The following is a 25903-nucleotide window of genomic DNA, read 5'->3' on the forward strand; positions in this document are numbered from 1 at the left end:
GAAAAGGAGAGGGGCATGGGCGCAGGCGCTAACTGGGCGCGTGGGATCATCGGGCTGCTGCTGTTGGCCAGTGCACCGGCTTTCGCGGCCACTTCGGTTTTGATCTGGCCGATCGACCCGGTGTTGGAGGCTGACCAGAAGGCCGGCGCGCTGTGGCTGGAAAACCGTGGCACGGCGCCGGCCAGCCTGCAGGTGCGGGTGTTTGCCTGGCACCAGGGCGAGTACCAGGAGCAGTTCCAGGCCCAGCGCGAGATCATCGGTAGCCCGCCTGTGGCCAATATCCCGGCGGGCCAGAAGCAACTGATTCGTCTGACCCGCACGGGCAGTTCGCCCGCGGGCCAGGAGCAGGCGTACCGGATCATCATCGACGAAATCCCCTCGCCGTTGCCGGCTGATGCCGCCAGCGAAGGGCCGAAGGCGGCGATCCGCCTGCAGATGCGTTATTCGGTACCGCTGTTCGTCTACGGCGAAGGGCTGTGGGGCAAGCCCGACCCAGAGGGCAAGCGCAGTGCCGAAGGCGTGGGCAAGCCGCAGTTGAGCTGGCGCGCGGTGACGGTACAGGGCAAGCCCTATGTCGAGCTGCGCAACAGCGGGCCTGTGCATGCGCGCCTGACCGATGTGGTGCTGCAGCAGGCTGGCCAGGACAGGCCCTTGGTCGAAGGGCTGCTCGGCTATGTGTTGCCCGGCGCCAGCATGCGCTGGCCGGCCCCGGCCACGCCGGGTGCTGCCAGCGTGCTGAAAGGGCGGGTCAACGGCCAGGAGGTGGCGCAGGCCATCAAACAGGGTCAATGAACCACGCTTGAACGGATCACAGGGGCCAGGGAGGACCCGGCGATGGTTGGAAATCGTGTGTGAGCTGGATGCGGGTGGCAACGCACCGGTTGTGGCTGGGTCTGGCGGTGCTGGGGCCCGGCCTGGGCGTGGCCGACGAGCTGCCGCCGCCGCCTTCGGAACATGCCGCCATCGCCGACGCCACGCTGTACCTCGATCTGCTGGTGAACCAGGTGGCCAAGGCTGAGCTGGTGCCGGTGCAGCAGCGCGCCGGGCGCCTGTACCTGGCCAGTGAAGTGCTGCGCGCGGCGGGCGTCAGGCTGCCGGGCGAGCCTCAGGGCGAGGTGGCCCTGGACGACATCTCTGGCCTGCACAGCGACTACGACAGCCAGAACCAGCGCCTGCTGCTGCAGGTGCCGCCGGCCTGGCTGCCCGACCAGCAGGTCGGTGATCGCAACCTGTACCCGGCCAGCGATGCGCGCAGCAGCTTCGGCGCCTTGCTCAACTACGACGCCTACCTCAACGACACCGATGAGGGCGGCAGCTACCTGGCCGCCTGGAACGAGCTGCGCCTGTTCGACGACTGGGGCACCTTTTCCACCACCGGGCAGTGGCGCCAGTCGTTCAATGGCGCCACTGCCCAGGGCCGCCAGGGCTTCCTGCGTTATGACACCACGTTCCGCTACACCGACGAACAGCGCCTGCTCACCTATGAGGCCGGCGACCTGGTGACCGGCGCGCTGCCCTGGACTACCTCGGTGCGCGTGGGCGGCCTGCAACTGTCCCGCGACTTCGGCGCCCGTCCCGACCTGGTCACCTATCCACTGCCGGCCTTTGCCGGCGAAGCCGCCGTGCCGACTTCACTGGACCTGTTCATCAACGGCTACAAGAGCAGCAGCACCGAGCTGCAGCCCGGCCCCTACACCCTGACCAATGTGCCGTTCATCAATGGCGCCGGCGAAGCGGTGGTGGTCACTACCGATGCCTTGGGCCGGCAGGTGTCGACCACCTTGCCGTTCTATGTCACCAGCAGCCTGTTGGCCAAGGGCCTGTCGGACTTCTCGGTGGCCGCCGGCAGTCTGCGCCGCGACTACGCCGTGCGCGATTTCGCCTATGGCCCGGGTGTGGCCTCGGCCACCTTGCGCCACGGCGTTTCCGATTACTTCACCGTGGAAACCCATGCCGAGAGCGCCGAGGCGCTGATGCTCGGCGGCCTGGGCGGCAACTTGCGGCTGGGCACCTTCGGCGTGCTCAATGCGGCAGTGACCCAGAGCCGCTTCGAAGGCGATACAGGCCAGCAGCTGGCGCTGGGCTACCAGTACAACAGCCGGCGCATCGGCTTCAACTACCAGCGTGTGCAGCGCCATGGCGACTACGCCGACCTGTCGCGGGTCGACAGCCCCTACACGCGCCTGAGCCAGCGCAGCGAGCAGGCGACCCTGAGCCTGAACCTGGACAGTTACGGCAGCCTAGGTGCCGGCTACTTCGATGTGCGCGCCGGTGACGGCACGCGCACGCGGCTTATCAACCTCAGCTGGAGCAAGCCGCTGTGGCGCAACAGCAGCCTGTACCTGTCGGCCAACCGCGAGGTCGGTGACAGCCAGTGGGCGGTGCAGGCGCAACTGGTGATCCCCTTCGACCTGCGCGGTACCCTGGCCGTCAGCGCCGAGCGCGGCAAGGACGGCCAGGACCTGCAGCGGGTCAACTACAGCCAGGCGGTGCCGGTGGGGGGCGGGGTGGGCTACAACCTGGGCTACGCCACCGGTGGCAATCGCGACGACTACCGCCAGGCCGACCTGACCTGGCGCCTGCAGTCGGTGCAGTTGCAGGTGGGCGCCTACGGCAGCAGCGGCGAGATGACCCGCTGGGCTGACGCCAGCGGTTCGCTGGTGCTGATGGACGCGGGGCTGTTCGCCGCCAACCGCATCGACGATGCCTTCGTGGTAGTCAGCACCAGCGGCTATGCCGATGTGCCGGTGCGCTACGAGAACCAGCAGATCGGCCGCACCGACCGCAATGGCCATTTGCTGGTGCCGTACAGCAGCGGCTATTACCGGGGCAAGTACGAGATCGACCCCATGGAGCTGCCGGCCGATGTCCTCGCGCCGCAGGTGGAGCAGCGCGTGGCCGTGCGCCGTGGCAGCGGCTACCTGCTGGAGTTCCCGCTCAGGCGGGTGCTGGCGGCGAGCCTGGTGCTGGTCGACGGCAATCAGCAGGAGCTCAAGCTGGGCAGCCGGGTACGCCACCAGGAAAGCGGCACCGAGGCGGTGGTGGGCTGGGATGGGCTGGTCTACCTGGAGAACCTGGCGCCGCACAACCGCCTGCAGGTGGACAAGGCCGATGGCGGGCAGTGCCAGGTAGCGTTCGACTTGCCTGAAGGGGAGGGGCCGATTCCGTTGATCGGTCCGCTGGTGTGCCAGTGAATGTTCGACGGCACGGCCTGCTGTTTGGCCTGTTGCTGGCGCCATGCCAGGCCTGGGCACTGTGCTCGTCGGTGGCCACCACGCCAGCGGCGTTCGGCACCGTCAACTCGACGCTGGTCCGTACCACCGTGCAGACCGCCTCGAGCACCAATTCCGGCTTGCAGTGCACCGGCTCGCTGCTCAGCCTGCTGTCCAGCAATGACCACTTCTACGCAACCATCACGCCCGCCTCCGGTGGCCTGGTCGGCCCGACCGGCGATGTCATCAACTACACCCTGTATGCCGACAACAGCGTCAACTACCCGATCACCCGGGGCGTTGCCTTCGACTTTGCGCGCAATGGCATCATCGACCTGCTCGGCCTGCTCAATGGCCCGACGCCCAAGTCGGTACCGATCTACCTGCGTACACAGATCGGCAGCAATGTCGCCGCGGGCCTGTACCAGGAGACGCTGACCGTGGCCTGGAGCTGGAACTACTGCTCGGGCATCGGCATCGGCAGTATCTGCCTGGGGCGCGATATCGGCAGTGGCAGCAAGACCCTGAACGTCAGCCTGACGGTAAGCAACGACTGCCAGATCACCACGCCCAACATCAGCTTCGCCAGCGCACCGGTGGTGGCCGGGTTCGGCACGGTGAACCAGAGCCTGAGCGTGTCGTGCACCAAGGGCAGCAACTACACGGTGGGGCTGGACGACGGACAGAATGTGTCGGGCGGGCGGCGGCGGATGAAGTCCAGTGCCAACAACTACCTGGCCTACGACATCTTCAAGAGTGCCGGCGTGGTGCGCTGGGGCTCGGTGGGCGCGGCGCGGCGTTCGAGCAGCGATGCCGAGGTGAACCCCGGGGCGGGGACCGGCACGGGCAGCCAGGTGTTCAACTACAACGCCAAGGTGTACACCGACCAGGCCACGCCGCCGGCGGCGACCTACACCGACAGCGTGATTCTGGATGTGCAGTTTTGAGTGCTGGCGTAGCTCAGCGCAGATCGCCGACCATCTTCAGCAACGTCTCAAGCACCGCCCCGGCCAGCGCCTTGGAGCGCTCACCCGACCAGCCGGTGCGCTGATTCGGCGCATCGTCGTGGTCCTTGAACGGCATCTCCAGGGTCAGCGACAGGCAGTCATGGGCCTGGCCCACGGCATTGCAGGCCAGGGTCATGTTGGCCTGGCCCGGTTCGTCGCGGGTATAGCCGTACTTCGTCTGGAAGTCCGGGGTCAGGCTGCACAGGGTGCCGCGGAACTGCTCTTCCAGCTTGGCGATGCGCGGCGTGTAGCCGGGGTTGCCCTCGCAGGCCGCGGTGAACACATGGGGGATTTCCTCGTCGCCATGGGCATCGATGAAGGCGTCCACGCCATGCAGCTTCATCTGGCTCTGGGCGAAGAACACCTCGGGGCTCAGCTCGACGCTGGCGTCCTGCCAGGCGCGGTTGAGGTCCTTGCCCTTGAAGTTGGTGCGCAGGTGGCCGAGGAAGGCGCCGTCCGGATTCATGTTGGGGATCAGGTACAGGTCGGCTTTGGCCAGCAGTTGCTCAATGACCGGGCCATTGGCTTCGAGGGCGTCGATCACGCCTTCCATGAACCATTCGGCCATATGCTCGCCGGGGTGCTGTTGGGCAATGATCCACAGCTTGCGCTTGCCGGCGGCGCCGTCACCTGCGCGTAGCAGCGGGATATCGCGGCCCTGCACACTGCGACCGCTGGCCAGCAGCTCGACGCCAGAGATCTGCCGGGCGCGCTCGATCAGCTGGTTGTGGCGGGCACGGGAGTACGGCTCGAAGTAGGCAAACCAGGCTTGTGGCTGTTCGGCCTTGAAGTCGAAGCTCAGGGCCTTGCCGTCGAACTGGCTGGGCACGCGGAACCAGGTTTGCTGGTCGTACGAGGCCACGGCGTGGTAGCCGGTCCAGGCGTTCTTGTAGGAGGACTGGTGGGCGTTGTCCAGGCTGAAGCGATGAACCTGGCCCGCGGTCAGGCCGCTGGCCTTGAAGTGGAACCACTGGAAGTGCCCGCTGTGGGTGTCGGGGCGGATGTTCAGGTGGACGTGCGCAGGGTCGCTGGTGTCCAGGACCAGGATGTTGCCGGAGTCGAAATCGCAGTCGATGTGCAGCGGGGAGAGCGTCACGGTCATTGCCAGCCTCCTGTTGGCGTTGTTGTGACCGTACTCTACACCGCTTGGGGCGGGGGTGCGTATGTTGATCGGGATTAACCTGTGTAGGAGCGGCCTTGTGTCGCGAAAGGGGGGCGAAGCAGCCCCAGGATTCGTGAGGCGAGCTGATATCGCCGGGGCCGCTATGCGACCCTGTCGCGACACAAGGCCGCTCCTACAAGGATTGCGAAGTCTTCAGGCCCACAGGCCCAGCGCCACCAGTGCGGCGACACCCAGCCCAACCGCAATCGAACACCCGCCCAGCGACAATGCCGCGCGTCCTTGCCGGTACCAGCCGTCATGGCCCAGTTGCCGTGCCGGGGCGAGCAGGCTGCGCCAGCGCAGCTCGGTGTCGTGGAAGGCGCGCAGGTGTTCGGGCCTGGCATCCAGCCAGCGGCGGAAGTCGATGCGTTCGCTGGCGGTCACCTGCGGGCTTTGCAGGCGTACGTACCAGTGTCCGGCGATACCGCCCAGGCTGTCGCCCGGCTGGCGGGTAGCGTTCAAGGCTTGGCTCATGTGGCGCTCGATGCTGACCAGCGGCAGGTCGAGGCGCGTGGCGATCTCGGCGAAACCCAACTGGTCGAGACGGTTCAGCAGGAACACTTGCTGGACCCGCCGTGGCAGGCGCTTGAGCGCGTGCAACAAGGCGTCTTCGCCGTGCCGTTCGGCCGTGCGCGGATCATGCTCGAGGGGCAGCAGCAGACGGGTCATGGACAGCTCCTTGCTCATTGGGGAAGGGGTGGGGGCATCTTCCTTGACGCGAGATCAGCTTAGCCTTAACGAGATTGATTCTCAAGTGCTGATTCGGCAAAGATTTGTAATGAGCGTTCACGTGCTGACACACTTTTGCTATCATCGGCGCCATCAAACGATCTTCATTAGCCTGAAGAGCCAAAAAAAATGACCCGGCAAAAAGCCGGGTCAAAAACCGTGATTAGCCTGATGAGGAGATAATCTGAGCGTCCGACCTGAGGACGTTGCAGGTTATCCAGCGGGTCTCGCGACCTGCTGAGTGCAATAATAATCGTTATCATTTGCCAGTCAAATGATTTTTCCGTGCATCGGTAAAAAAATCTTCCTGACGCCTTCCTCGTCCCCGGCAACTGGGGCTATTGCCGTTCGTCGGCTATCACGTTCTCCCTAGCGATTACCTGCCTTTTCCGTGGCGTGGCACTGCTCCAGCAGGGCCCGGGCCATGTTCATCATGTGCATTAGCGCAAATACCACTTCCCGTGTGGTGCCCTGCAGGTGGCTGCCGGTTTCCTGCGCCGTGGCGGCCGCGCAGCGCAGCAGGGCCATGGCATGCTCGCTGGCCTGGGCGTTGCTGACGCCTTCGCGCAAGGTCCACAGCGAACGCTCCAGGTCAGGCTTGCTGGGGGTGGGGTTGAGGTAATAGTCGAGGGCGCGGCGGGCTGCTTCTTCGTCGAGATCTGTTTCTTCTTTTGTCGAATTACTCATGACTGCTCCTGTGAAATCCCTTCGAGGACAATGAGCGTTGATGTTAGGTCAATTTGTATTATTGTTGAGTTCTGAGATAATTCAGGATGTGTATTGATGCCGTTCATCCAGTCCGTATCGTTCACAGCCATGGAAAACTGGATCGAATTTCTGTCGCGCTACCAGCGCGAGCACAACCTCAAGCAGCACCAATTGGCCGAACGCCTGGGCATGACCCAAGGCGGTGTCGGCCATTGGCTGCGTGGCACGCGCAGGCCCACCCTGGTGACAGTCAACGAGAAGCTGGAAAAGCTCGGGCTGGTGTACCTCGAAGCGCGGGTGATGGTGGTCGAGCGTGACGCCACGGTTCGCGAAACCAGGGGTGTCTATGCCGTGGAACGACCGCTTTCGGTCAATGCCTTGCGCCATGCCAGCTTTCGCTTGCCAGTGTTGAGCTGGGCCGACCTGGAAGGGCCGCTGCCGGCAACCAGTGAAATCCACGAGCTGACCGACTATATGCCTGCAGGCAACGCATTCTGGTTGCCGGTCGAGAACGATTCGATGAACGCCGCCAGCGGCAGGAGCGTGCCGCTGGGCATGCGGGTGTTGGTGGATGCGGGGATCGAGGTGACGCCGGGCAGGCTGGTAGTGGCGCGCCAGCCCGGTAAGCCGGCGGTGCTGCGTGAGTTGATCGAGGAGGGCGGGCAGCGGATGCTCAGGCCGCTCAATACCTTGTATCCGACGGTGCTGTGCGAGGAGGGGTGCGAGTTTCTTGGTGTTGTGGTGCGCATGCACGGGGTGCTTTAGGTTCGCGCGTAGCCGTGTCGGGGTTGCGAGGTGCCAGACGGTAGCCTTGCAGCGCTCTTGAGATCGAGCGCCGCGCGGGCGGCGCTCGATCTTATAGGCGCTGCAAACCTTTCGGCGGGCACATTGCCGCAATCACGCCCCCTCCAACTCCACCAGCACCGTCCCCTCGCTGACCATATCCCCTTCCTGGCAGAACAACGCCTTCACCGTCCCACCATGGGGCGCGCGAATGCTGTGTTCCATCTTCATCGCCTCCAGCACCACCAGCGCGGTACCGGCCTCTACCACCTGCCCCGGCTCCACCAGCACCCGCACGATACTGCCGTTCATCGGCGCCCCCAGGCCGCCCTGGTGGCTGTGGCTGGCCTCGGCCGCGGCGATCGGATCATGGGCACTGACGGCGTGCAACTCGCCCTGCCACTGCAGGTACAGCGTACCGCCCCGGCGAACCGCCAGGTAACGACGGCGCAGGCCGTCGTGGTCATGACACAGCTGCTCCCCCTCCAGGCAATAAGTCGAAGGCGCACTACGCTCCAACGCCACAGCCTGCTCATGCCCGTCGCATTGCAGGTGCACGCTACTGCGTGCCGGTAGCCCCAGGCGCAGGCCATCGCGCAAGGTCCAGGGCGAGGCGGGATCGTCCTGGCGCAGTTGCGCAGGCTCGCCTTGCAGCCAGGCTTCGGCGGCGGCCTCCCAGAATTGCGCCGGCAGCTCCTGTGGCGGGGGTAGCAGCACGTCCTGATGACGCGGAATGAACCCGGTGTCCAGCTCCGCCTCGGCGAACGCTGGGTGCGCCAGGATGCGGCGCAGGAAGGCAATGTTGGTCTTCAGCCCGCCAATGGCGAACTCATCGAGCATCGCCAGCAGTCGCAGGCGCGCTTGCTCGCGGTCCTGCCCCCAGGCGATCAGCTTGCCCAGCATCGGGTCGTAGAACGGCGATACCACGTCGCCCTCGCTGACGCCGCTGTCCACCCGGCGGCCTTCGCCCGGCGCCGATTCGCGGTACAGCGCCAGGGTACCGGTGGCCGGCAGGAATTCGTTGGCCGGGTCCTCGGCGTACAGCCGCACCTCGATGGCATGGCCGATCAGCGGCACCTGCGCCTGGCTGATCGGCAGCGCCTCGCCGCAGGCCACGCGAATCTGCCAGGCCACCAGGTCGAGCCCGGTGATGGCTTCGGTGACCGGGTGTTCCACTTGCAGGCGGGTGTTCATCTCCATGAAGAAGAACTCGCCCCGGGCATCGAGCAGGAACTCGACGGTGCCGGCGCCCACGTAGCCAATGGCCTGGGCCGCGCGCACCGCCGCCTCGCCCATGGCCTGGCGCAGCTCGGGCGACAGGCCTGGCGCCGGCGCCTCTTCCACCACCTTTTGGTGGCGGCGTTGGATCGAACAATCGCGCTCGTTGAGGTACAGGCAGTTGCCATGCTGGTCGGCGAACACCTGGATCTCCACATGCCGCGGCTTGAGCACGTATTTTTCCACCAGCATGCGCGCATCGCCGAACGACGACTGCGCTTCACGCTGCGCCGAGGCCAGGGCGTCGGCCAGCTGGCTTTCCTCCTCCACCACCTTCATGCCCTTGCCGCCACCGCCAGCGCTGGCCTTGAGCAGTACCGGATAGCCGATGCGCTCGGCGGCGGCGCGGAAGGTTTCCAGGTCCTGGGCCTCGCCGTGATAGCCCGGTACCAACGGCACGCCAGCGGCCTCCATCAATGCCTTGGCCGCCGACTTGCTGCCCATGGCGTCGATGGCGCAGGCCGGTGGGCCGAGGAAGGTCAGCCCGGCCTGTTCGATAGCGCGGGCGAAGCCTGCGTTCTCGGACAGAAAGCCATAACCTGGGTGGATGGCCTGGGCGCCGCTGGCCTTGGCGGCGGCGATCAGCTTGTCGATCACCAGGTAGCTGTCGGCCGCCTTGGCGCCGCCGAGGTCGACGCGGATATCGGCTTCGCGGCTGTGGCGGGCGTCGCGGTCGGTGGCGCTGTGCACGGCCACGGTGGTCAGGCCCATGGCCTTGGCGGTACGCATCACCCGGCAGGCGATTTCGCCGCGGTTGGCGACCAGCAGGGTGGTCAGGGTAGGGCGGCTCATGGGCGCGGTTCCTTGTTGTCTTGCCAGGCCGGGCGGCGCTTTTCCAGGAAGGCGCGCAGGCCCTCCTGGCCTTCGGCGCTGACACGGATGCGGGCGATGGTGTTCTCGCAGTAGCGGCGCAGGGCCGGGCTCAATTCGCCGTCGTCCACTTCGCGCAGCAGTTCCTTGGTGGCGCGCAGGGCCTGGGGGCTGTTGTGCAACAGGTTGCTCACCCAGGCCTCGACCTGGGCGTCGAGCTCGGCGGCTGGGTAGACCTCGGCCAGCAGGCCGAGGTCGCGGGCACGCACGCCGCTGAAGCGCTCGGCGGTGAGGGCGTAGCGACGCGCGGCGCGCTCGCCGATGGCCTTGACCACGAACGGGCTGATCACCGCGGGCGCCAGGCCGATGCGAACCTCGGACAGGCACAACTGGGCGTCCTCGGCACCGATGGCCATGTCGCAGCAACTGATCAGCCCCAGGGCGCCACCGAAGGCGGCGCCTTGCACCACGGCCAAGGTCGGAGCCTTGAGCCGGTGCAGGGCGTACATCAGCTCGCCGAGTTCATGGGCGTCGTCGAGGTTGGTGTTGAAGTCCAGTGCCGCCGACTGTTGCATCCAGGCAAGGTCGGCCCCGGCGCTGAAGTGCCGGCCACGACCGCGCAGCAGCACGAAGCGCAGGCGGCTGTCCTCGGCCAGGCGGTCGAGGGCGACGATCAGTTCGCGGATCATCTGCGCGTTGAAGGCATTGTTCTTGTCTTCGCGGCTGAGCCACAGGGTGGCGAAGCCGCGCGGGTCGTGTTCCAGTTCGATAGTCGCGAAGTCGCTCATGGGTCACATCCGGAAAATGCCGAAGCGGCTCTGTTCGATCGGGGCGTTCAGCGCGGCCGACAAGGCCAGGCCGAGCACATCGCGGGTCTGCGCCGGGTCGATGACACCGTCGTCCCACAGCCGGGCGCTGGAGTAGTAGGGGTGGCCCTGGCGCTCGTACTGGTCGAGGATCGGCTGCTTGAGCTTCTTCTCGTCTTCGCTGCTGAACACCTCGCCGCTGCGCTCGCTCTGCTCGCGCTTGACCTGGGCCAGCACCCCGGCGGCCTGCTCGGCGCCCATCACGCCGATCCGCGCGTTGGGCCACATCCACAGGAAGCGCGGATCGTAGGCGCGGCCGCACATACCATAGTTGCCAGCGCCGAAACTGCCACCGATGATCACCGTGAACTTCGGCACCTGGGCGCAGGCCACCGCGGTCACAAGCTTGGCGCCATGCTTGGCGATGCCGCCTTCCTCGTACTTCTTGCCGACCATGAAGCCGGTGATGTTCTGCAAAAACAGCAGCGGGATGCCGCGCTGGCAGGCCAGTTCGATGAAGTGCGCGCCTTTTTGCGCGGCCTCGGCGAAGAGGATGCCGTTGTTGGCCAGGATCGCCACCGGGTAGCCGTGCAGGTGGGCGAAACCGCACACCAGGGTGGTGCCGAACAGCGCCTTGAACTCATCGAACAGCGAGCCGTCGACCAGCCGCGCGATCACCTCGCGCACGTCGAACGGCTGCTTGGCGTCGGCTGGCACCACGCCATACAGCTCCTCGGCGCCATACAGCGGCGCGATCGGCGCCTGGCATTGCAGCTTGCCGAGCTTGTGCCAGTTGAGGTTGGCCACGCTGCGGCGGGCGATGGCCAGGGCATGTTCGTCGTTGTCGGCGTAATGGTCGGCCACGCCGCTGGTGCGGCAGTGCACGTCGGCGCCGCCAAGGTCCTCGGCACTCACCACTTCACCCGTCGCCGCTTTCACCAGTGGCGGGCCGGCCAGGAAGATGGTCGCCTGCTGGCGCACCATGATCGCTTCGTCGGCCATCGCTGGCACATAGGCGCCACCGGCAGTGCACGAGCCCATTACCACGGCGATCTGCGGGATGCCCAAGGCACTCATGTTGGCCTGGTTGAAGAAGATCCGCCCGAAGTGCTCGCGGTCGGGGAACACCTCGTCCTGGCGCGGCAGGTTGGCGCCGCCGGAGTCCACCAGGTAGATGCACGGCAGGCGATTCTGCAGGGCGATAGTCTGCGCGCGCAGGTGCTTTTTCACCGTCAGCGGGTAGTAGGAGCCGCCTTTTACCGTGGCGTCGTTGGCCACGATCATGCACTCCACGCCCTCGACGCGGCCGATGCCGGCGATCACGCCGGCGGCCGGCACGTCTTCGCCGTACACCTCATGGGCGGCCAGTTGGCCGATTTCGAGGAACGCCGAGCCCGGGTCGAGCAGGCGGTCGATACGCTCGCGAGGCAGCAGCTTGCCCCGCGAGGTATGCCGCTCCTGCGCCTTCGGCCCGCCGCCCTGACTGACCTGGGCGAGCAGGCCGCGCAAGGCCTGGACCTGTTCGAGCATGGCCGCGCTGTTGGCGGCGAACTCCGCCGAGCGCGGGTTGATCTGGGTGTGCAGGGTAGCCATGTGCGCCCGTTCCTTATGCTCAGCGGGTTTCGTTGAACAGTTCGCGGCCGATCAGCATCCGGCGGATCTCGCTGGTGCCGGCGCCAATCTCGTACAGCTTGGCGTCGCGCAACAGGCGGCCAGCCGGGAATTCATTGATGTAGCCGTTGCCGCCGAGGATCTGGATCGCTTCCAGGGCCATCTGCGTGGCGCGTTCGGCGGTATAAAGGATCACCCCGGCGGCGTCCTTGCGGGTGGTCTCGCCGCGGTCGCAGGCCTGGGCCACGGCGTACAGGTAGGCGCGGCTGGCATTGAGCTGGGTGTACATGTCGGCGATCTTGCCCTGGATCAGCTGGAATTCGCCGATGCTCTGGCCGAACTGCTTGCGGTCGTGGATGTAGGGGACGACCAGGTCCATGCAGCTCTGCATGATGCCGGTCGGGCCGCCCGACAGCACCACGCGCTCGTAGTCCAGGCCGCTCATCAGCACGCGCACGCCGCCGTTGAGCTGGCCGAGGATGTTTTCTTGCGGCACTTCGACGTCATCGAAGAACAGCTCGCAGGTGTTGGAGCCGCGCATGCCGAGTTTGTCGAACTTGTTGCTGCGGCTGAAGCCTTTCCAGTCGCGCTCGACGATGAACGCGGTGATGCCGTGGGGGCCCTTGTCCAGGTCAGTCTTGGCGTAGATCACGTAGGTGTTGGCGTCGGGGCCGTTGGTGATCCAGGTCTTGCTGCCGTTGAGCACATAGCGGTCGCCGCGTTTTTCGGCGCGCAGCTTCATCGACACCACGTCGGAGCCGGCATTGGGCTCGCTCATGGCCAGGGCGCCGATATGTTCGCCGCTGATCAGCTTGGGCAGGTACTTGAGCTTCTGCTCGTGAGTGCCATTGCGGTTGATCTGGTTGACGCACAGGTTGGAGTGGGCGCCATAGGACAGGGCCACCGACGCCGAACCCCGGCTGATCTCTTCCATGGCCACCACGTGGGCCAGGTAGCCCAGGCCGGCGCCGCCGTATTGTTCCGCCACGGTGATGCCCAGCAGGCCCATGTCGCCGAACTTGCGCCACATGTCGGCGGGGAACAGGTTGTCCTGGTCGATCTGCGCGGCGCGCGGTGCCAGTTCGGCGGCGACGAAGGTGCGCACCTGGTCGCGGAGCATGTCGATGGTCTCGCCGAGGGCGAAGTTCAGGGTGGGGTAATGCATGCGCGGGCACCTTGTTGTTCTTGATGTTCGAGGTATCACGGCGGCTTTGCGGGAGCTGGGTTGTGGCAGCGGGCTGGCCACGCGATGCCCGTCAGAACGGCCAGTTGCATCGACTGGTCCGGCCTCATCGCGGGGCCAGCCCGCTGCCACAACCTCGCTCCTGTCCAGCCGCAGTGATGCGTGGTTGACGTTAACGTAAACCTGGCTCTGCAGGCTGTCAATCACCTTTACGTAAACGTAAATCTGCGCCAGAGTAATTCACGCCTGCTTCAGTCATGCCCAGAACAATCACAAAGAAGGGACATCCATGCCTCAACCAAGCTATACCCGCGGCCGCCAGGACCAGCCCCTGCTGACCCAGACCATCGGTCAGGCCTTCGATGCCACCGTCGCCCGCCATGCCGAACGCGAGGCCCTGGTGGTGCTCCACCAGGGCCTGCGCTACAGCTGGCGTGAACTGGCCGCCGAGGTCGATACCCATGCCCGGGCCTTGCTGGCGTTAGGCATGGCTGTTGGTGAGCGGGTCGGCATCTGGGCGCCCAACTGCGCCCAGTGGTGCATCCTGCAACTGGCCACGGCCAAGGTCGGCGCGATCCTGGTCAATATCAACCCGGCCTACCGCGTCGGCGAGCTGGATTACGTGCTGCGTCAGTCGGGCTGCCGCTGGCTGGTGTGCGCCGGCGCGTTCAAGGCCTCCGATTACCACGCGATGGTGCAGGAACTGGTGCCGGAGCTGGCGACCGCGGCGCCTGGCGAACTGGCCAGCGAGCGCCTGCCAGAGCTGCGCGGCGTGGTCAGTCTGGCCGCCGAGCCACCGCCAGGCTTTATGCCCTGGGCCATGCTGGCCGGGCGGGCAGGGGCGGTGAGCGAGGCCGACTACGCGGCTCGCCAGGCCGAGCTGCAGTTCGACCAACCGGTGAACATCCAGTACACCTCTGGCACCACGGGCGCCCCCAAGGGCGCCACCCTCAGCCACTACAACATCCTCAACAACGGCTACATGGTCGGCCAGAGCCTTGGCCTGAGCGAGCACGACCGCATGGTGATCCCGGTGCCGTTGTACCACTGCTTCGGCATGGTCATGGCCAACCTCGGCTGCATCACCCATGGCGCCACCATGATCTACCCCAACGATGCCTTCGACGCCGAGCTGACCCTGCGCGCCGTGGCCGAGGAGCGGGCCAGCATCCTGTATGGCGTGCCGACCATGTTCATTGCCATGCTCGATCATCCGCTACGGGCCCAGCTCGACCTGTCGAGCCTGCGCAGCGGCATCATGGCCGGCGCCACCTGCCCGATCGAGGTCATGCGCAAGGTCATCGATCAGTTGCACATGGCCCAGGTGCAGATCGCCTACGGCATGACCGAGACCAGCCCGGTGTCGCTGCAGACCGGCCCGGACGACGAACTGGAGCTGCGCGTGACCACGGTCGGCCGCACCCAGCCGCAGCTGGAGACCAAGCTGGTGGATAGCGATGGGCGCATCGTTGGCCGTGGCGAGATCGGCGAGCTGTGCACCCGCGGCTACAGCGTGATGCTCGGTTACTGGGACAACCAGCAGGCCACCCATGACGCCATCGATCCGGCCGGCTGGATGCACAGCGGCGACCTGGCGGTGATGGATGACGACGGCTACGTGCGCATCGTCGGGCGCAACAAGGACATGATCGTTCGCGGCGGCGAGAACATCTATCCCCGCGAGCTGGAGGAGTTCTTCCATACCCACCCGGCGGTGGCCGAGGCACAAGTGGTGGGGATTCCATGCCGCAAGTATGGCGAGGAGGTGGTGGCGTGGATTCGCCTGCACCCGGGGCACAGCGCCACGGCGGATGAGCTGCAGCAGTGGTGCAAGGCCAGGCTGGCGCATTTCAAGGCGCCAAGGCATTTCCGCTTTGTCGATGAATTCCCGATGACGGTGACAGGGAAGGTGCAGAAGTTTCGCATGCGCGAGATCAGTGTGGAGGAGCTGGGGGGTTAGCCATGGTCTTGTAGATCAGGTCGACCAGTTCGGCGAAGGTGACGTGGGCCCGCAGGGGCTCGGCGATGAAGATGCCGAAGGTTTCCTCCATGATCGCCTGCAGCTCCACGAGGTCGAAGCTGTCGGCACCCAGCTCGTCCAGGGTGATGTCGGGGCGGATCTGGTGCAGGCTCTGCTCCAGGAAGCTTGCGAGGATCCATTGCACGTGGAAGGCGATGTAGAGGCGTGAGTGCATGCCGGAAGGATCGTCAGAGAGTGAGGCTTCTCTGTACGTGGCTTTGCGGGCAGGTGCTACTGGTAGAAATGCCAGGTGCGGTTGAGCCAGGTTTGTGCTGTGAATGCCGGCCCCGCGACAGGGCCGGCCAAGGTGGCCAGATTTGCGCAGCCTTGTCTATCCTCAAGCTTTCACCGGCGGCTCCTGGCTCGGCGGGTCGCCCACGGTCGGCGGCACGCTCGGCTTGCTCGGCAGTTCGTCCGGCTCCTCCTCGGGCACCGGCGGGGGGAGCGCCGGGTCGTCGATGTTCGGGTCGGGTGTCTCCGGTGGAATGGGAATATTCATGGGCCTGACCTCGTGGGATGAATGAAGAGGTGTTGCAGGCTTTGACCCGGGTCTGCGCCCTGCGCTCATTTTTTTTGAACCCTCGCGCTTGCGCACGGCTCTGAACCCTTACCGCCACCAGCCCAGGGGAGCAAGATCGATGTCTGGTAACGAGCCGTTCGAAAGCGTGCCCACGGCAGGTGATCACCCGGACCAGGCCATCAGCCTGTCCCAGGCCTTGCTGGCGCCGCGCATCGTGATTGAGGACATCAGCCCGGTGCTCGACGGTGGCACCTTCGCGGCCAAGGCGGTGCGCGGGCACAAGGTCGAGGTGAGCGCCAAGGTGTACTGCGATGGCCACGATCGCCTGGCCGTGACCCTGCACTGGCGCCAGGCCCACAGCCGGCGCTGGCACTGCGTGGCCATGCACTCGCCGGGCAACGACCTGTGGTTGGCCGAATTCACGCCTGCCGAGCTGGGCGTGCATCTGTTCAGCATCGAGGCCTGGATCGACCCTTGGGCCAGCTACTGCCATGACCTGGAGAAGAAGTACGCCGCCGGCGTGGAGGTGAAGCTGGAGCTGGAGGAGGGGCGCCTGCTGCTGGGCAAGGGCATCGAACGCAGTGATGGCCTGCTGCGCGAGCAGCTTGAACAATTGCAGCAGCGCCTGCCGGGGTTGTCGGCGGACGATCAGGTGGCGCTGTTGTTGCACCGCGACGCCGCGCAGTTGATGTTCGAGGCCGAACACCGCAGCTACCTGACCCGCAGCGCCGAACTGCCGCTGGACGTCGACCGCGAGGCGGCGCAGTTCGCCAGCTGGTACGAGCTGTTCCCGCGCTCGGTCACCGACGAGCCCGAGCGCCACGGCACCTTCGACGACGTGCGCCAGCGTCTGCCGATGATCCGCGACATGGGCTTCGATGTGTTGTATTTTCCGCCGATCCACCCCATCGGCATGAAGCACCGCAAGGGCCGCAACAACGCCTTGCAGGCCGAGCCCGGCGACCCCGGCAGCCCTTATGCCATCGGCAGCGCCGAAGGCGGGCACGACGCCATCCACCCGCAGCTGGGCAGCCGCGAGGACTTCCGCCGCCTGGTCGCCGCCGCCGCCGAGCACGGCCTGGAAATCGCCCTGGACTTCGCCATCCAGTGCTCCCAGGACCACCCCTGGCTGCAGGAGCACCCCGGCTGGTTCAGCTGGCGTCCCGACGGCACCATCCGCTACGCGGAAAACCCGCCGAAGAAATACCAGGACATCGTCAACGTCGACTTCTACGCTCCCGAGGCGGTGCCGAGCCTGTGGCTGGCGCTGCGCGACGTGGTGCTCGGCTGGGTCGAGGAGGGGGTCAGGACCTTCCGCGTCGACAACCCGCACACCAAGCCGCTGCCGTTCTGGCAATGGCTGATCGCCAATGTGCGCAGCCAGCATCCCGAGGTGATCTTCCTTGCCGAGGCCTTCACCCGCCCGGCGATGATGGCGCGCCTGGGCAAGGTCGGTTATGCGCAGAGCTACACCTACTTCACCTGGCGCAACAGCAAGCAGGAGCTGCGTGAATACTTCGAGCAGCTCAACCAGCCGCCGTGGAGCCAGTGCTACCGACCGAACTTCTTCGTCAACACCCCGGACATAAACCCGTACTTCCTGCAGACCTCCGGCCGCCCGGGCTTTCTCATCCGCGCGGCGCTGGCGACCATGGGCTCGGGTCTGTGGGGCATGTATTCGGGCTTCGAGCTGTGCGAGGGCACGCCGCTGCCGGGCAAGGAGGAGTACCTGGACTCGGAGAAATACGAGATCCGCCCCCGGGACTTCACCCAGCCCGGCAACATCGTCGCCGAGATCGCCCAGCTCAATCGCATCCGCCGCCAGAACCGTGCCCTGCAGACGCACCTGGGGGTGGTGTTCCTCAACTGCTGGAACGACCAGATCCTGTACTTCGCCAAGCGCACGCCCGAGCGCGACAACGTCATCCTGGTGGCCATCAGTCTCGACCCCTATAACGCCCAGGAGGCCAGCTTCGAGTTGCCGCTGTGGGAGCTGGGGCTGGACGACAACGCCGATACCCAGGGCGAGGACCTGATGAACGGCCACCGCTGGACCTGGCACGGCAAGACCCAATGGATGCGCATCGAGCCCTGGCACCAGCCGTTCGGTATCTGGCGCATCGAGAAGCTGCGCTAACTGCCCGGCAATATCTGCGCGTCGCTGAAATCCTGGGGCCGCTTCGCGCCCCTTTCGCGACACAAGGCCGCTCCTACAAGGGGCGTGCCGAACCAGAAAATGAAAGGAGTCGCACATGGCCAAGCGTTCCCGCCCGGCAGCCTTCATCGACGACCCGCTGTGGTACAAGGACGCAGTGATCTACCAACTGCACGTGAAATCGTTCTTCGATGCGAACAACGACGGCATCGGCGATTTCGCGGGCCTGATCGGCAAGCTCGACTACATCGCCGAACTGGGCGTCAACACCCTCTGGCTGCTGCCGTTCTACCCCTCGCCGCGGCGTGACGACGGCTACGACATCGGCGAATACAAGGCCGTGCACCCGGACTACGGCAGCATGGCCGATGCCCGGCGCTTCATCGCAGAGGCCCACAAGCGCGGCCTGCGGGTGATCACCGAGCTGGTCATCAACCACACCTCCGACCAGCACCCCTGGTTCCAGCGCGCCCGCCACGCCAAGCGCGGCAGCAAGGCGCGGGACTTCTACGTGTGGTCGGACGATGACCAGAAGTACGACGGCACGCGGATAATCTTCCTCGACACCGAGAAATCCAACTGGACCTGGGACCCGGTGGCCTGCCAGTACTTCTGGCACCGCTTCTACTCGCACCAGCCGGACCTGAACTTCGACAACCCGCAGGTGCTCAAGGCGGTGATCGGGGTGATGCGTTTCTGGCTCGACCTGGGTGTCGATGGCCTGCGCCTGGATGCCATTCCCTACCTGATCGAACGCGACGGCACCAACAACGAGAACCTGCCCGAAACCCACGCGGTACTCAAGGCGATCCGTGCCGAGATCGATGCCAACTACCCCGACCGCATGCTGCTGGCCGAGGCCAACCAGTGGCCCGAGGACACGCGCCCGTACTTCGGCGAGGGCGACGGCGACGAATGCCACATGGCCTTCCACTTTCCGCTGATGCCGCGCATGTACATGGCCCTGGCCATGGAGGACCGTTTCCCGATCACCGATATCCTGCGCCAGACCCCGGAGATCCCGGCCAACTGCCAGTGGGCGATCTTCCTGCGCAACCATGATGAGCTGACCTTGGAAATGGTCACCGACCGCGAGCGCGACTACCTGTGGAACTACTACGCCCAGGACCGTCGCGCGCGCATCAACCTGGGGATTCGCCGGCGCCTGGCGCCGCTGTTGCAGCGTGACCGGCGGCGTATCGAGCTGCTCACCAGCCTGCTGCTGTCGATGCCCGGCACGCCGACGCTGTACTACGGTGATGAACTGGGCATGGGCGACAACATTTATCTGGGCGACCGCGATGGCGTGCGCACCCCCATGCAGTGGTCGCCGGACCGCAACGGAGGTTTCTCCCGCGCCGACCCGCAGCGCCTGGTGCTGCCGCCAATCATGGACCCGCTGTACGGCTACCAGACGATCAACGTCGAGGCCCAGGCCCACGACCCGCATTCGCTGCTCAACTGGAACCGTCGGCTGCTGGCGGTGCGCAAGCAGCAGAAGGCCTTCGGTCGCGGCAGCCTGAAGATGCTCACGCCGAGCAACCGGCGGGTGCTGGCCTATATCCGCGAATACACCGATGCCGAGGGCAACGTCGAGATCGTGCTGTGCGTGGCCAATGTCTCGCGGGCCGCCCAGGCCGCGGAGCTGGAACTGTCGCAGTACGCCGACAAGGTGCCGGTGGAGATGCTGGGTGGCAGCGCGTTCCCGCCCATCGGCCAGTTGCCGTTCCTGCTGACGTTGCCGCCCTATGGCTTCTACTGGTTCCTGCTGGCCAGCCACGACCGCATGCCCAGCTGGCATATCCAGCCCAGCGAGGGCCTGCCCGAGCTGACTACTTTGGTGCTGCGCAAGCGCATGGAGGAACTGCTCGAATCACCGGCCCGCGAGACGTTGCAGGCAGCGATCCTGCCGCAGTACCTGCCCAAGCGCCGCTGGTTCGCCGGCAAGGAAGGGCCGATCGACCAGGTCCGCCTGCGCTATGGGGTACGCATGGCCACCCCGGTGTTGCCGGTGCTGCTTGGCGAGCTGGAGGTGCACAGCGAGGGCGTGGTCACCCACTACCAGCTACCCTTCGGCTTGTTGCCGGAGGAACAGATCAATGCCGCGCTGCCCCAACAGTTGGCGCTGTCGCGGGTACGCCGTGGCCGCCAGGTGGGGCTGATCACCGATGCCTTCGTGCTCGAGCCCTTCATTCGCGCCGTGCTCCAGGGCTGCCAGGACGGCCTGCGGCTGGCCTGTGGCGATGGCCTGGGCGAGTTGCGCTTCCACAGCACTGAGCAGTTGGCCGCGCTGCAGCTCGATGAGCACAGCGAGGTGCGCTACCTGAGCGCCGAGCAGTCCAACAGCTCGGTGGTGGTGGGCGGCAGCCTGGTGCTCAAGTTGATTCGCCGGGTCAATCCGGGCATTCACCCGGAGCTGGAGATGAGCGCCTACCTGACCGCCGCCGGCTTTGCCAATATCTCCCCATTGCTGGCCTGGGTCAGCCGCGTGGACGACAGCAAGCAGCCGCACCTGCTGATGATCGCCCAGGGCTACCTGAGCAACCAGGGCGATGCCTGGGACTGGACGCAGAACACCCTGGAGCGGGCGATCCGCGACCAGATGGAACCCGCCAGCGTCGAGCAGGAAGCGCACACCGACGCCTTGGTCGAGCTGACCGGTTTTGCCGCCTTGCTCGGCCAGCGCCTGGGCGAGATGCACCTGCTGCTGGCCGCACCGAGCGGCGACGAAGCGTTCCGTTCACGCCCGAGCGACACCCGCGACAGCGAGCGTTGGAGCCGCCAGATCAGTGCCGAGCTGAGCCATGCCCTCGACCTGCTCGCCCAGCACCGTGACACCCTCGACAGCGACAGTCAGGCCCTGGTCGACGACCTGCAGCAACAGCGCGCAGGCCTGCGACAGCATGTCGATAGCCTCGCCCGCCAGGCCCAGGGCGGGCTGCTGATGCGGGTACACGGCGACCTGCACCTGGGCCAGGTGCTGGTGGTGCAGGGTGACGCCTACCTGATCGATTTCGAGGGCGAGCCGGCGCGGCCACTGGACGAGCGCCGGGCCAAGCACAGCCCGTACAAGGATGTCAGCGGTGTACTGCGATCCTTCGACTATGCTGCTGCGATGATCCTGCGCAGCGCTTCGGCGGTAGACCTCTCCGAGGCCGCGCGCCAGGCCCGGCAGCGGGTCGCCCGGCAGTACCTGCACCAGTCGCGCCATGCCTTCGTCGAAGCCTACGGGTTGGCCACCGCCGCCATGCCCCACGCCTGGCAGCAGGCCGAGGGCGAGCGCGCGGCGCTGGAGCTGTTCTGCCTGGAGAAAGCCGCCTACGAAATTACCTATGAAGCCGAGAACCGGCCAAGTTGGCTGGCCGTGCCTTTGCATGGCCTGCATGGCCTGATCAGTACCTGGGGAGAGTCATAGATGAATGCAACCACGCGTGACAACGGCGACCTTCGGCAACGGGATCTCGATGCCCTGGCCCGCGCCGAGCACGCCGACCCGTTCGCCGTACTCGGCCCGCACCCCGATGGTGCGGGCGGCCAGTTCATCCGGGCCTTCCTGCCCAGTGCCCTGAGCGTGCGCGTGCTGGCCCGCGACGACGGCCGGGTACTCGCCGAGATGCGCCAGGGTGGCGTGCCCGGGCTGTTCACCGCGCACCTGGACCAGGCGGCCCCCTACCTGCTGCAGATCGGCTGGGCCGGCGGCGAGCAGGTCACCGAGGACCCTTACAGCTTCGGCCCGCAGTTGGGCGAGATGGACATGTACCTGTTCGCCGAGGGCAATCACCGCGACCTGTCCGGGCGTTTCGGCGCCCAGCCGACCGAGGTGGATGGGGTTGCCGGGGTGTGCTTCTCGGTATGGGCGCCGAATGCCCGGCGGGTGTCGGTGGTGGGCGAATTCAACAACTGGGATGGTCGCCGCCACCCCATGCGCCTGCGCCATGGCGCCGGGGTGTGGGAGCTGTTCGTGCCGCGCCTTGGCGTGGGCGAGACCTACAAGTTCGAAGTGCTCGGCCAGGACGGCGTGCTGCCCCTCAAGGCCGACCCCCTGGCGCGCGCCACCGAATTGCCGCCGAGCACCGCCTCGAAGGTGGCCGGCGCCCTGGCCCACGAATGGCGAGATGGCCAGTGGCTGGAACACAGGGCCCAACGCCACGCCTATAGCGCGCCACTGTCGATATACGAGTTGCACGCCGGCTCCTGGCGCTGCGAGCTAGACGACGCCGGCGAGGTCGCCCGCTACTACAACTGGCGTGAACTGGCCGAGCGTTTGGTGCCTTACGTGCAGGAGCTGGGCTTTACCCATATCGAGCTGATGCCGATCATGGAGCACCCGTTCGGCGGCTCCTGGGGCTACCAGCCACTTTCTCTGTTCGCGCCCACTTCACGCTACGGCAGCGCCGAGGACTTCGCGTATTTCATCGACGCCTGCCACCAGGGCGGCATCGGTGTGATCCTCGACTGGGTGCCGGCGCATTTCCCCACCGACGAGCACGGCCTGGCGCGCTTCGACGGCACTGCGCTGTATGAGTATGACAATCCGCTGGAAGGCTTCCACCAAGACTGGAACACGCTGATCTACAACCTTGGCCGCAACGAAGTTCGCGGCTTCATGCTGGCCTCGGCGCTGCACTGGCTCAAGCACTTCCATATCGACGGCCTGCGCGTGGACGCGGTGGCCTCGATGCTCTACCGCGACTACTCGCGCAAGGCCGGCGAGTGGGTGCCCAACCGCCACGGCGGGCGCGAGAACCTCGAGGCCATCGACTTCATCCGCCACCTCAACAGCGTCGCCGCCCATGAGGCGCCGGGCGCGCTGATCATCGCCGAGGAATCCACCGCCTGGCCTGGGGTCAGCCAGCCGGTGCAGCAGGGCGGCCTGGGCTTTGCCTACAAGTGGAACATGGGCTGGATGCACGACACCTTGCACTACATCCAGAACGACCCGATCCACCGCACCTACCACCACAACGAGATGAGTTTCGGGCTGATCTATGCCTACTCCGAGCATTTCATCCTGCCGATCTCCCACGACGAAGTGGTGCACGGCAAGCATTCGCTGATCGACAAGATGCCCGGCGACCGCTGGCAGAAGTTCGCCAACCTGCGCGCCTACCTGGCTTTCATGTGGATGCACCCAGGCAAGAAGCTGCTGTTCATGGGCTGCGAGTTCGGCCAGTGGCGCGAATGGAACCACGACCAGCAACTGGACTGGTACCTGCTGCAGTATCCCGAGCACCAGGGGGTGCAGAAGCTGGTGGCCGATCTCAACCGCCTGTACCGCGACCTGCCCGCGCTGCACGAGCAGGACTGCCAGCCCCAGGGCTTCCAGTGGCTGATCGGCGACGATGCCGCCAACAGCGTGTATGCCTGGTTGCGCTGGAGCAGCCAGGGCGAGCCATTGCTGGTGGTGGCCAACTTCACCCCGGTGCCGCGGGAGGGGTACCGCATTGGCGTGCCGTTTGGTGAGCACTGGGTGGAACTGCTCAACAGCGACGCGGAGCTGTATGCCGGGTCGAACGTCGGCAACCTCGGGGCGGTGATGGCCGATGAGGTCGCCAGCCATGGGCAGCTTTTGTCATTGGCGTTGAACCTGCCGCCGTTGGGAGTGTTGGTGATGAAACCGGCATAGGCCATGCCACTGCTGTTCGCCGGCAAGGCCGGCTCCTACAGGCGAGCGCGATCCCTGTAGGAGGCGGCCTTGCCGGCGAACAGCGCTACCAGCGCATCCTGACGCCCAGGCTGCCAATCAGCCCATTCAAATCGTTGTCATCCACATCGCTGCTGTAGTCGGCGCTGACGAACAGCGCCACGTTCGGCGTCACCCGGGCCACCAGGCCCAACCCCAGTTCCACCGTGGCGGCGCTGCGCGAGCTGGAGATCTTGTCCACCTGGTCCAGCTTCACCGGGTCGGCGTTGCTGAAGTCGTACCAGACGTTGGTGCGCACATAGGGTTCGATGGGCATGCCACGCACCTCGTAGCGCGCCGACAGTTTGGCGCCGACCCGGCCGCTCCAGCTGGGTTGGCTGTCAAAGGCCTGCAGGGTTTCTTCCTGCGCCTGGCTGCCGGGGAAGAACTGCTGGTTGATCAACTGCGCCTGGGGCTCGATCACCCAGCCGGCGCCCAGGCCGATGGGGTAGCCGCCCTCCACCGAGAAGGTCATCGCGTGGCCGCTGTCGTCAAGGCGCTGGCCGGCCTGGGAGCGGCCATTGACGTCGATGCGCGTGCCCATGGCCACGGCGTCCACGTGCCAGCCCTTCTCGTGAGTCATGCTCCAGTACACGCCCAGGCTCTCGCCACTGAGGTTGACCGCGTTGCGCTGCTTGTCGCCAAGCAGCGGGCGCATGCCGTTGAAGGTGCTCTGCAGGTTGTTGTGGCCGACGAAGATGCCCGCGCGATGCACATTGCCCGCGTTGGTTTCACGCACGAACAGGTCCGGGCCGATCACCATCTGCTGGCTGGGTGCCTCCACCTGTGCCGGCGGCTGGGCGCCCTGGCGAGGCGTGCCGGGGAAGAACTGCGCCCACTGGCTGGCGATGTGTTCGTTGTCGAGTTGGCCGTGGCGCTCGCCCATGCGTTCGGAAAAGGCGCTGAGCATGCCCTGGCTCAGGCCGCTGGCGCTGACCGGGTCGAGCGATAGTCGCGGCACCTCGGGTTGCGCCAGGAAGGGGGCGAAGGGCTCGCCCTCCTGCAGTTCGAACGCGAAGGTTTCCACCGGGGTTGCCAGGAGCAGCGACGTGGAAACCGCACAGAAAAAAGCGTCGAAGCGCGAGGGATTCGAGGTGCTTTTCATGGCGGATCTCCTGTTGTTGTGTGAAGTGAACAGCCCGATACCTGGCCTGATGTCACGAGCTGTACGACAAGAACAGGGGCGACCCAAACCAGCGCGCCAGCTTCTTGGAACGCGCACGAGGGCGCGAGCTAGAGGCCCGGCACGAGATTTTCCATCTGCTGATTACTGTTCAGCTAAGGAGAGGACGGCGCTTGCGTCAAGAAAGCGTGAAATGATCGATAAATGTCTGTTTAACTACGCAACTTATTGAATAAATTAAGAATTTATTCATGTATATCGACAATGGTGATTTACCGCTACGCCGCTATGCCGAATCGTTGCTACAACCGTACCTCCACCGCCAGCGGCAGGTGATCGGACAGGTGGGTCCAGGGCTTGTTGCCGAGGATTCTCGGCGCGTGGCTGTCGGCATTGCGCAGGTACACGCGGTCCAGGCGTAGCAGCGGCAGGCGGGCGGGGTAGGTGCGGGCGAGCAGGCCATGGTGGCGCTCGAAGGCCTCGTGCAGATCGCGCTGCAGGCCCAAGGTGCGGTTGCCGCGCAGTTGCCAGTCGTTGAAGTCGCCGGCGATGATCACCGGGGCGTCGGCGGGCAGCGCGTCGAGCAATCGGCGCAGCAGTTGCAGTTGTTGCTGGCGGTGGCTTTCGAGCAGCGACAGGTGCACGCAGATGGCATGTACCTGGCGTTGCCCGGGCACATCCAGCACGCAGTGCAGCAGGCCACGGCGCTCGGGACCGGTGATCGAGACGTCGAGGTTGCGGTGTTCGAGGATCGGGTACTTCGACAGCAGGGCGTTACCGTGGTGGCCGTCGGGGTAGACCGCGTTGCGGCCGTAGGCGAAGTCGTTCCACATGCTGTCGGCAAGGAATTCGTACTGCGAGGTCTGGGGCCAGCCCGGGTAGCGCGCGGCGTGGCGGTCGTGGCTGCCGAGCACCTCCTGGAGGAACACGATGTCAGCCCCGGTGCTGCGCACCGCCTCGCGCAGCTCCGGCAGGATGAAGCGCCGGTTGAAGGCGGTGAAACCCTTGTGGGTGTTGACCGTCAGCACCTTGACCCGGTGCACGGCCGGGGCCTGGCTGACGCTGGCGAAACCTGGACTGCCGGCTTCGAGGTTCACGACCGCTCCTGTTCTT

Annotated in this window: 19 protein-coding genes; 8 read left to right on the forward strand and 11 right to left on the reverse strand. The window is 65.8% G+C overall.

What is annotated here, in order from left to right; translation table 11 throughout:
* The first annotated feature begins 15 nt into the window (after window positions 1-15).
* The 3 genes from E3U47_RS06750 to E3U47_RS06760 all read left to right on the forward strand — a co-directional run bounded on the left by E3U47_RS06750 (window position 16) and on the right by E3U47_RS06760 (window position 4159).
* Complete coding sequence (locus E3U47_RS06750) at window positions 16-792, forward strand: molecular chaperone (protein ID WP_134690212.1); 777 nt, start codon at window positions 16-18, stop codon at window positions 790-792.
* Window positions 793-860: 68 nt separating this feature from the next.
* Window positions 861-3194, forward strand: coding sequence for a fimbria/pilus outer membrane usher protein (locus E3U47_RS06755; RefSeq protein ID WP_134690246.1), 2334 nt, complete (start codon window positions 861-863; stop codon window positions 3192-3194).
* Window positions 3191-4159 (forward strand): spore coat U domain-containing protein, encoded by a 969-nt coding sequence (locus E3U47_RS06760; RefSeq protein ID WP_134690213.1) that lies wholly within the window; start codon window positions 3191-3193, stop codon window positions 4157-4159. The genes E3U47_RS06755 and E3U47_RS06760 overlap by 4 nt, the downstream gene beginning before the upstream one ends.
* Window positions 4160-4172: 13 nt before the next feature.
* Here the strand turns inward: E3U47_RS06760 and E3U47_RS06765 are convergent, their stop codons facing one another.
* From E3U47_RS06765 to E3U47_RS06775, 3 genes are all read right to left on the reverse strand, one after another.
* The gene (locus tag E3U47_RS06765) at window positions 4173-5321 is read right to left on the reverse strand and encodes a M14-type cytosolic carboxypeptidase (RefSeq protein ID WP_134690214.1); all 1149 of its coding nucleotides are present in this window, start codon (window positions 5319-5321) and stop codon (window positions 4173-4175) included.
* A gap of 213 nt (window positions 5322-5534) precedes the next feature.
* Window positions 5535-6050: a DUF4880 domain-containing protein gene (locus tag E3U47_RS06770; RefSeq protein WP_134690215.1), complete on the reverse strand. Its 516-nt coding sequence runs from the start codon at window positions 6048-6050 to the stop codon at window positions 5535-5537.
* Window positions 6051-6479: 429 nt separating this feature from the next.
* Window positions 6480-6797 (reverse strand): DUF6124 family protein, encoded by a 318-nt coding sequence (locus E3U47_RS06775; RefSeq protein ID WP_134690216.1) that lies wholly within the window; start codon window positions 6795-6797, stop codon window positions 6480-6482.
* 129 nt (window positions 6798-6926) lie between these two features.
* Between E3U47_RS06775 and E3U47_RS06780 the strand changes: the two genes are divergently transcribed.
* Entirely contained in the window at window positions 6927-7583 is a 657-nt protein-coding gene (locus tag E3U47_RS06780; protein ID WP_134690247.1) for a LexA family transcriptional regulator, read from the forward strand.
* 132 nt (window positions 7584-7715) lie between these two features.
* Here the strand turns inward: E3U47_RS06780 and E3U47_RS06785 are convergent, their stop codons facing one another.
* From E3U47_RS06785 to E3U47_RS06800, 4 genes are read right to left on the reverse strand one after another with little or no spacing between them, the layout of a single operon-like run.
* Window positions 7716-9671: an acetyl/propionyl/methylcrotonyl-CoA carboxylase subunit alpha gene (locus E3U47_RS06785; protein WP_134690217.1), complete on the reverse strand. Its 1956-nt coding sequence runs from the start codon at window positions 9669-9671 to the stop codon at window positions 7716-7718.
* Complete coding sequence (locus E3U47_RS06790) at window positions 9668-10477, reverse strand: gamma-carboxygeranoyl-CoA hydratase (protein ID WP_134690218.1); 810 nt, start codon at window positions 10475-10477, stop codon at window positions 9668-9670. The genes E3U47_RS06785 and E3U47_RS06790 overlap by 4 nt, the downstream gene beginning before the upstream one ends.
* Before the next feature lie 3 nt (window positions 10478-10480).
* Window positions 10481-12088, reverse strand: a complete 1608-nt coding sequence (locus tag E3U47_RS06795; RefSeq protein WP_134690219.1) for a carboxyl transferase domain-containing protein — start codon at window positions 12086-12088, stop codon at window positions 10481-10483.
* A 19-nt stretch (window positions 12089-12107) separates the two neighbouring features.
* Complete coding sequence (locus tag E3U47_RS06800; RefSeq protein WP_134690220.1) at window positions 12108-13271, reverse strand: isovaleryl-CoA dehydrogenase; 1164 nt, start codon at window positions 13269-13271, stop codon at window positions 12108-12110.
* 307 nt (window positions 13272-13578) lie between these two features.
* On the opposite strand from E3U47_RS06800, the gene E3U47_RS06805 reads away from it, so the two are divergent.
* Window positions 13579-15249: an AMP-binding protein gene (locus E3U47_RS06805; protein ID WP_134690221.1), complete on the forward strand. Its 1671-nt coding sequence runs from the start codon at window positions 13579-13581 to the stop codon at window positions 15247-15249.
* Here E3U47_RS06805 and E3U47_RS06810 read toward each other — a convergent pair.
* Together E3U47_RS06810 and E3U47_RS24910 are read right to left on the reverse strand one after the other, a co-directional pair.
* The gene (locus E3U47_RS06810; RefSeq protein ID WP_046856293.1) at window positions 15224-15484 is read right to left on the reverse strand and encodes an acyl carrier protein; all 261 of its coding nucleotides are present in this window, start codon (window positions 15482-15484) and stop codon (window positions 15224-15226) included. The genes E3U47_RS06805 and E3U47_RS06810 overlap by 26 nt on opposite strands.
* A gap of 162 nt (window positions 15485-15646) precedes the next feature.
* A complete protein-coding gene (locus E3U47_RS24910; RefSeq protein WP_167659443.1) occupies window positions 15647-15808 on the reverse strand; it encodes a hypothetical protein in 162 nt (53 codons plus the stop codon).
* A 139-nt stretch (window positions 15809-15947) separates the two neighbouring features.
* Between E3U47_RS24910 and E3U47_RS06815 the strand changes: the two genes are divergently transcribed.
* From E3U47_RS06815 to glgB, 3 genes are all read left to right on the forward strand, one after another.
* Window positions 15948-17966, forward strand: coding sequence for an alpha-1,4-glucan--maltose-1-phosphate maltosyltransferase (locus tag E3U47_RS06815; protein ID WP_134690222.1), 2019 nt, complete (start codon window positions 15948-15950; stop codon window positions 17964-17966).
* A 115-nt stretch (window positions 17967-18081) separates the two neighbouring features.
* Window positions 18082-21399, forward strand: a complete 3318-nt coding sequence (gene treS, locus E3U47_RS06820; protein WP_134690223.1) for a maltose alpha-D-glucosyltransferase — start codon at window positions 18082-18084, stop codon at window positions 21397-21399.
* On the forward strand, window positions 21400-23610 hold the full coding sequence (gene glgB / locus E3U47_RS06825; protein WP_134690224.1) for a 1,4-alpha-glucan branching protein GlgB: 2211 nt from the start codon (window positions 21400-21402) through the stop codon (window positions 23608-23610).
* An 85-nt stretch (window positions 23611-23695) separates the two neighbouring features.
* On the opposite strand, the gene E3U47_RS06830 is transcribed toward glgB, so the two are convergent.
* Both E3U47_RS06830 and E3U47_RS06835 read right to left on the reverse strand, forming a co-directional pair.
* A complete protein-coding gene (locus E3U47_RS06830) occupies window positions 23696-24772 on the reverse strand; it encodes an autotransporter outer membrane beta-barrel domain-containing protein (RefSeq protein ID WP_134690225.1) in 1077 nt (358 codons plus the stop codon).
* A gap of 320 nt (window positions 24773-25092) precedes the next feature.
* On the reverse strand, window positions 25093-25887 hold the full coding sequence (locus E3U47_RS06835; RefSeq protein ID WP_134690226.1) for an endonuclease/exonuclease/phosphatase family protein: 795 nt from the start codon (window positions 25885-25887) through the stop codon (window positions 25093-25095).
* Between the last annotated feature and the right edge of the window lie 16 nt (window positions 25888-25903).

Source organism: Pseudomonas sp. RIT623, from assembly GCF_004519305.1.
GTDB lineage: Bacteria > Pseudomonadota > Gammaproteobacteria > Pseudomonadales > Pseudomonadaceae > Aquipseudomonas.

Coding starts and splice junctions, on each gene's coding strand:
- E3U47_RS06780 (WP_134690247.1), top strand. CDS start 6,927: ATGGAAAACTGGATCGAATTTCTGTCGCGCTACCAGCGCGAGCACAAC.
- E3U47_RS06775 (WP_134690216.1), bottom strand. CDS start 6,797: ATGAGTAATTCGACAAAAGAAGAAACAGATCTCGACGAAGAAGCAGCC.
- E3U47_RS06785 (WP_134690217.1), bottom strand. CDS start 9,671: ATGAGCCGCCCTACCCTGACCACCCTGCTGGTCGCCAACCGCGGCGAA.
- E3U47_RS06815 (WP_134690222.1), top strand. CDS start 15,948: ATGTCTGGTAACGAGCCGTTCGAAAGCGTGCCCACGGCAGGTGATCAC.
- E3U47_RS06805 (WP_134690221.1), top strand. CDS start 13,579: ATGCCTCAACCAAGCTATACCCGCGGCCGCCAGGACCAGCCCCTGCTG.
- treS (WP_134690223.1), top strand. CDS start 18,082: ATGGCCAAGCGTTCCCGCCCGGCAGCCTTCATCGACGACCCGCTGTGG.
- E3U47_RS06770 (WP_134690215.1), bottom strand. CDS start 6,050: ATGACCCGTCTGCTGCTGCCCCTCGAGCATGATCCGCGCACGGCCGAA.
- E3U47_RS06810 (WP_046856293.1), bottom strand. CDS start 15,484: ATGCACTCACGCCTCTACATCGCCTTCCACGTGCAATGGATCCTCGCA.
- glgB (WP_134690224.1), top strand. CDS start 21,400: ATGAATGCAACCACGCGTGACAACGGCGACCTTCGGCAACGGGATCTC.
- E3U47_RS24910 (WP_167659443.1), bottom strand. CDS start 15,808: ATGAATATTCCCATTCCACCGGAGACACCCGACCCGAACATCGACGAC.
- E3U47_RS06795 (WP_134690219.1), bottom strand. CDS start 12,088: ATGGCTACCCTGCACACCCAGATCAACCCGCGCTCGGCGGAGTTCGCC.
- E3U47_RS06755 (WP_134690246.1), top strand. CDS start 861: ATGCGGGTGGCAACGCACCGGTTGTGGCTGGGTCTGGCGGTGCTGGGG.
- E3U47_RS06800 (WP_134690220.1), bottom strand. CDS start 13,271: ATGCATTACCCCACCCTGAACTTCGCCCTCGGCGAGACCATCGACATG.
- E3U47_RS06830 (WP_134690225.1), bottom strand. CDS start 24,772: ATGAAAAGCACCTCGAATCCCTCGCGCTTCGACGCTTTTTTCTGTGCG.
- E3U47_RS06790 (WP_134690218.1), bottom strand. CDS start 10,477: ATGAGCGACTTCGCGACTATCGAACTGGAACACGACCCGCGCGGCTTC.
- E3U47_RS06765 (WP_134690214.1), bottom strand. CDS start 5,321: ATGACCGTGACGCTCTCCCCGCTGCACATCGACTGCGATTTCGACTCC.
- E3U47_RS06750 (WP_134690212.1), top strand. CDS start 16: ATGGGCGCAGGCGCTAACTGGGCGCGTGGGATCATCGGGCTGCTGCTG.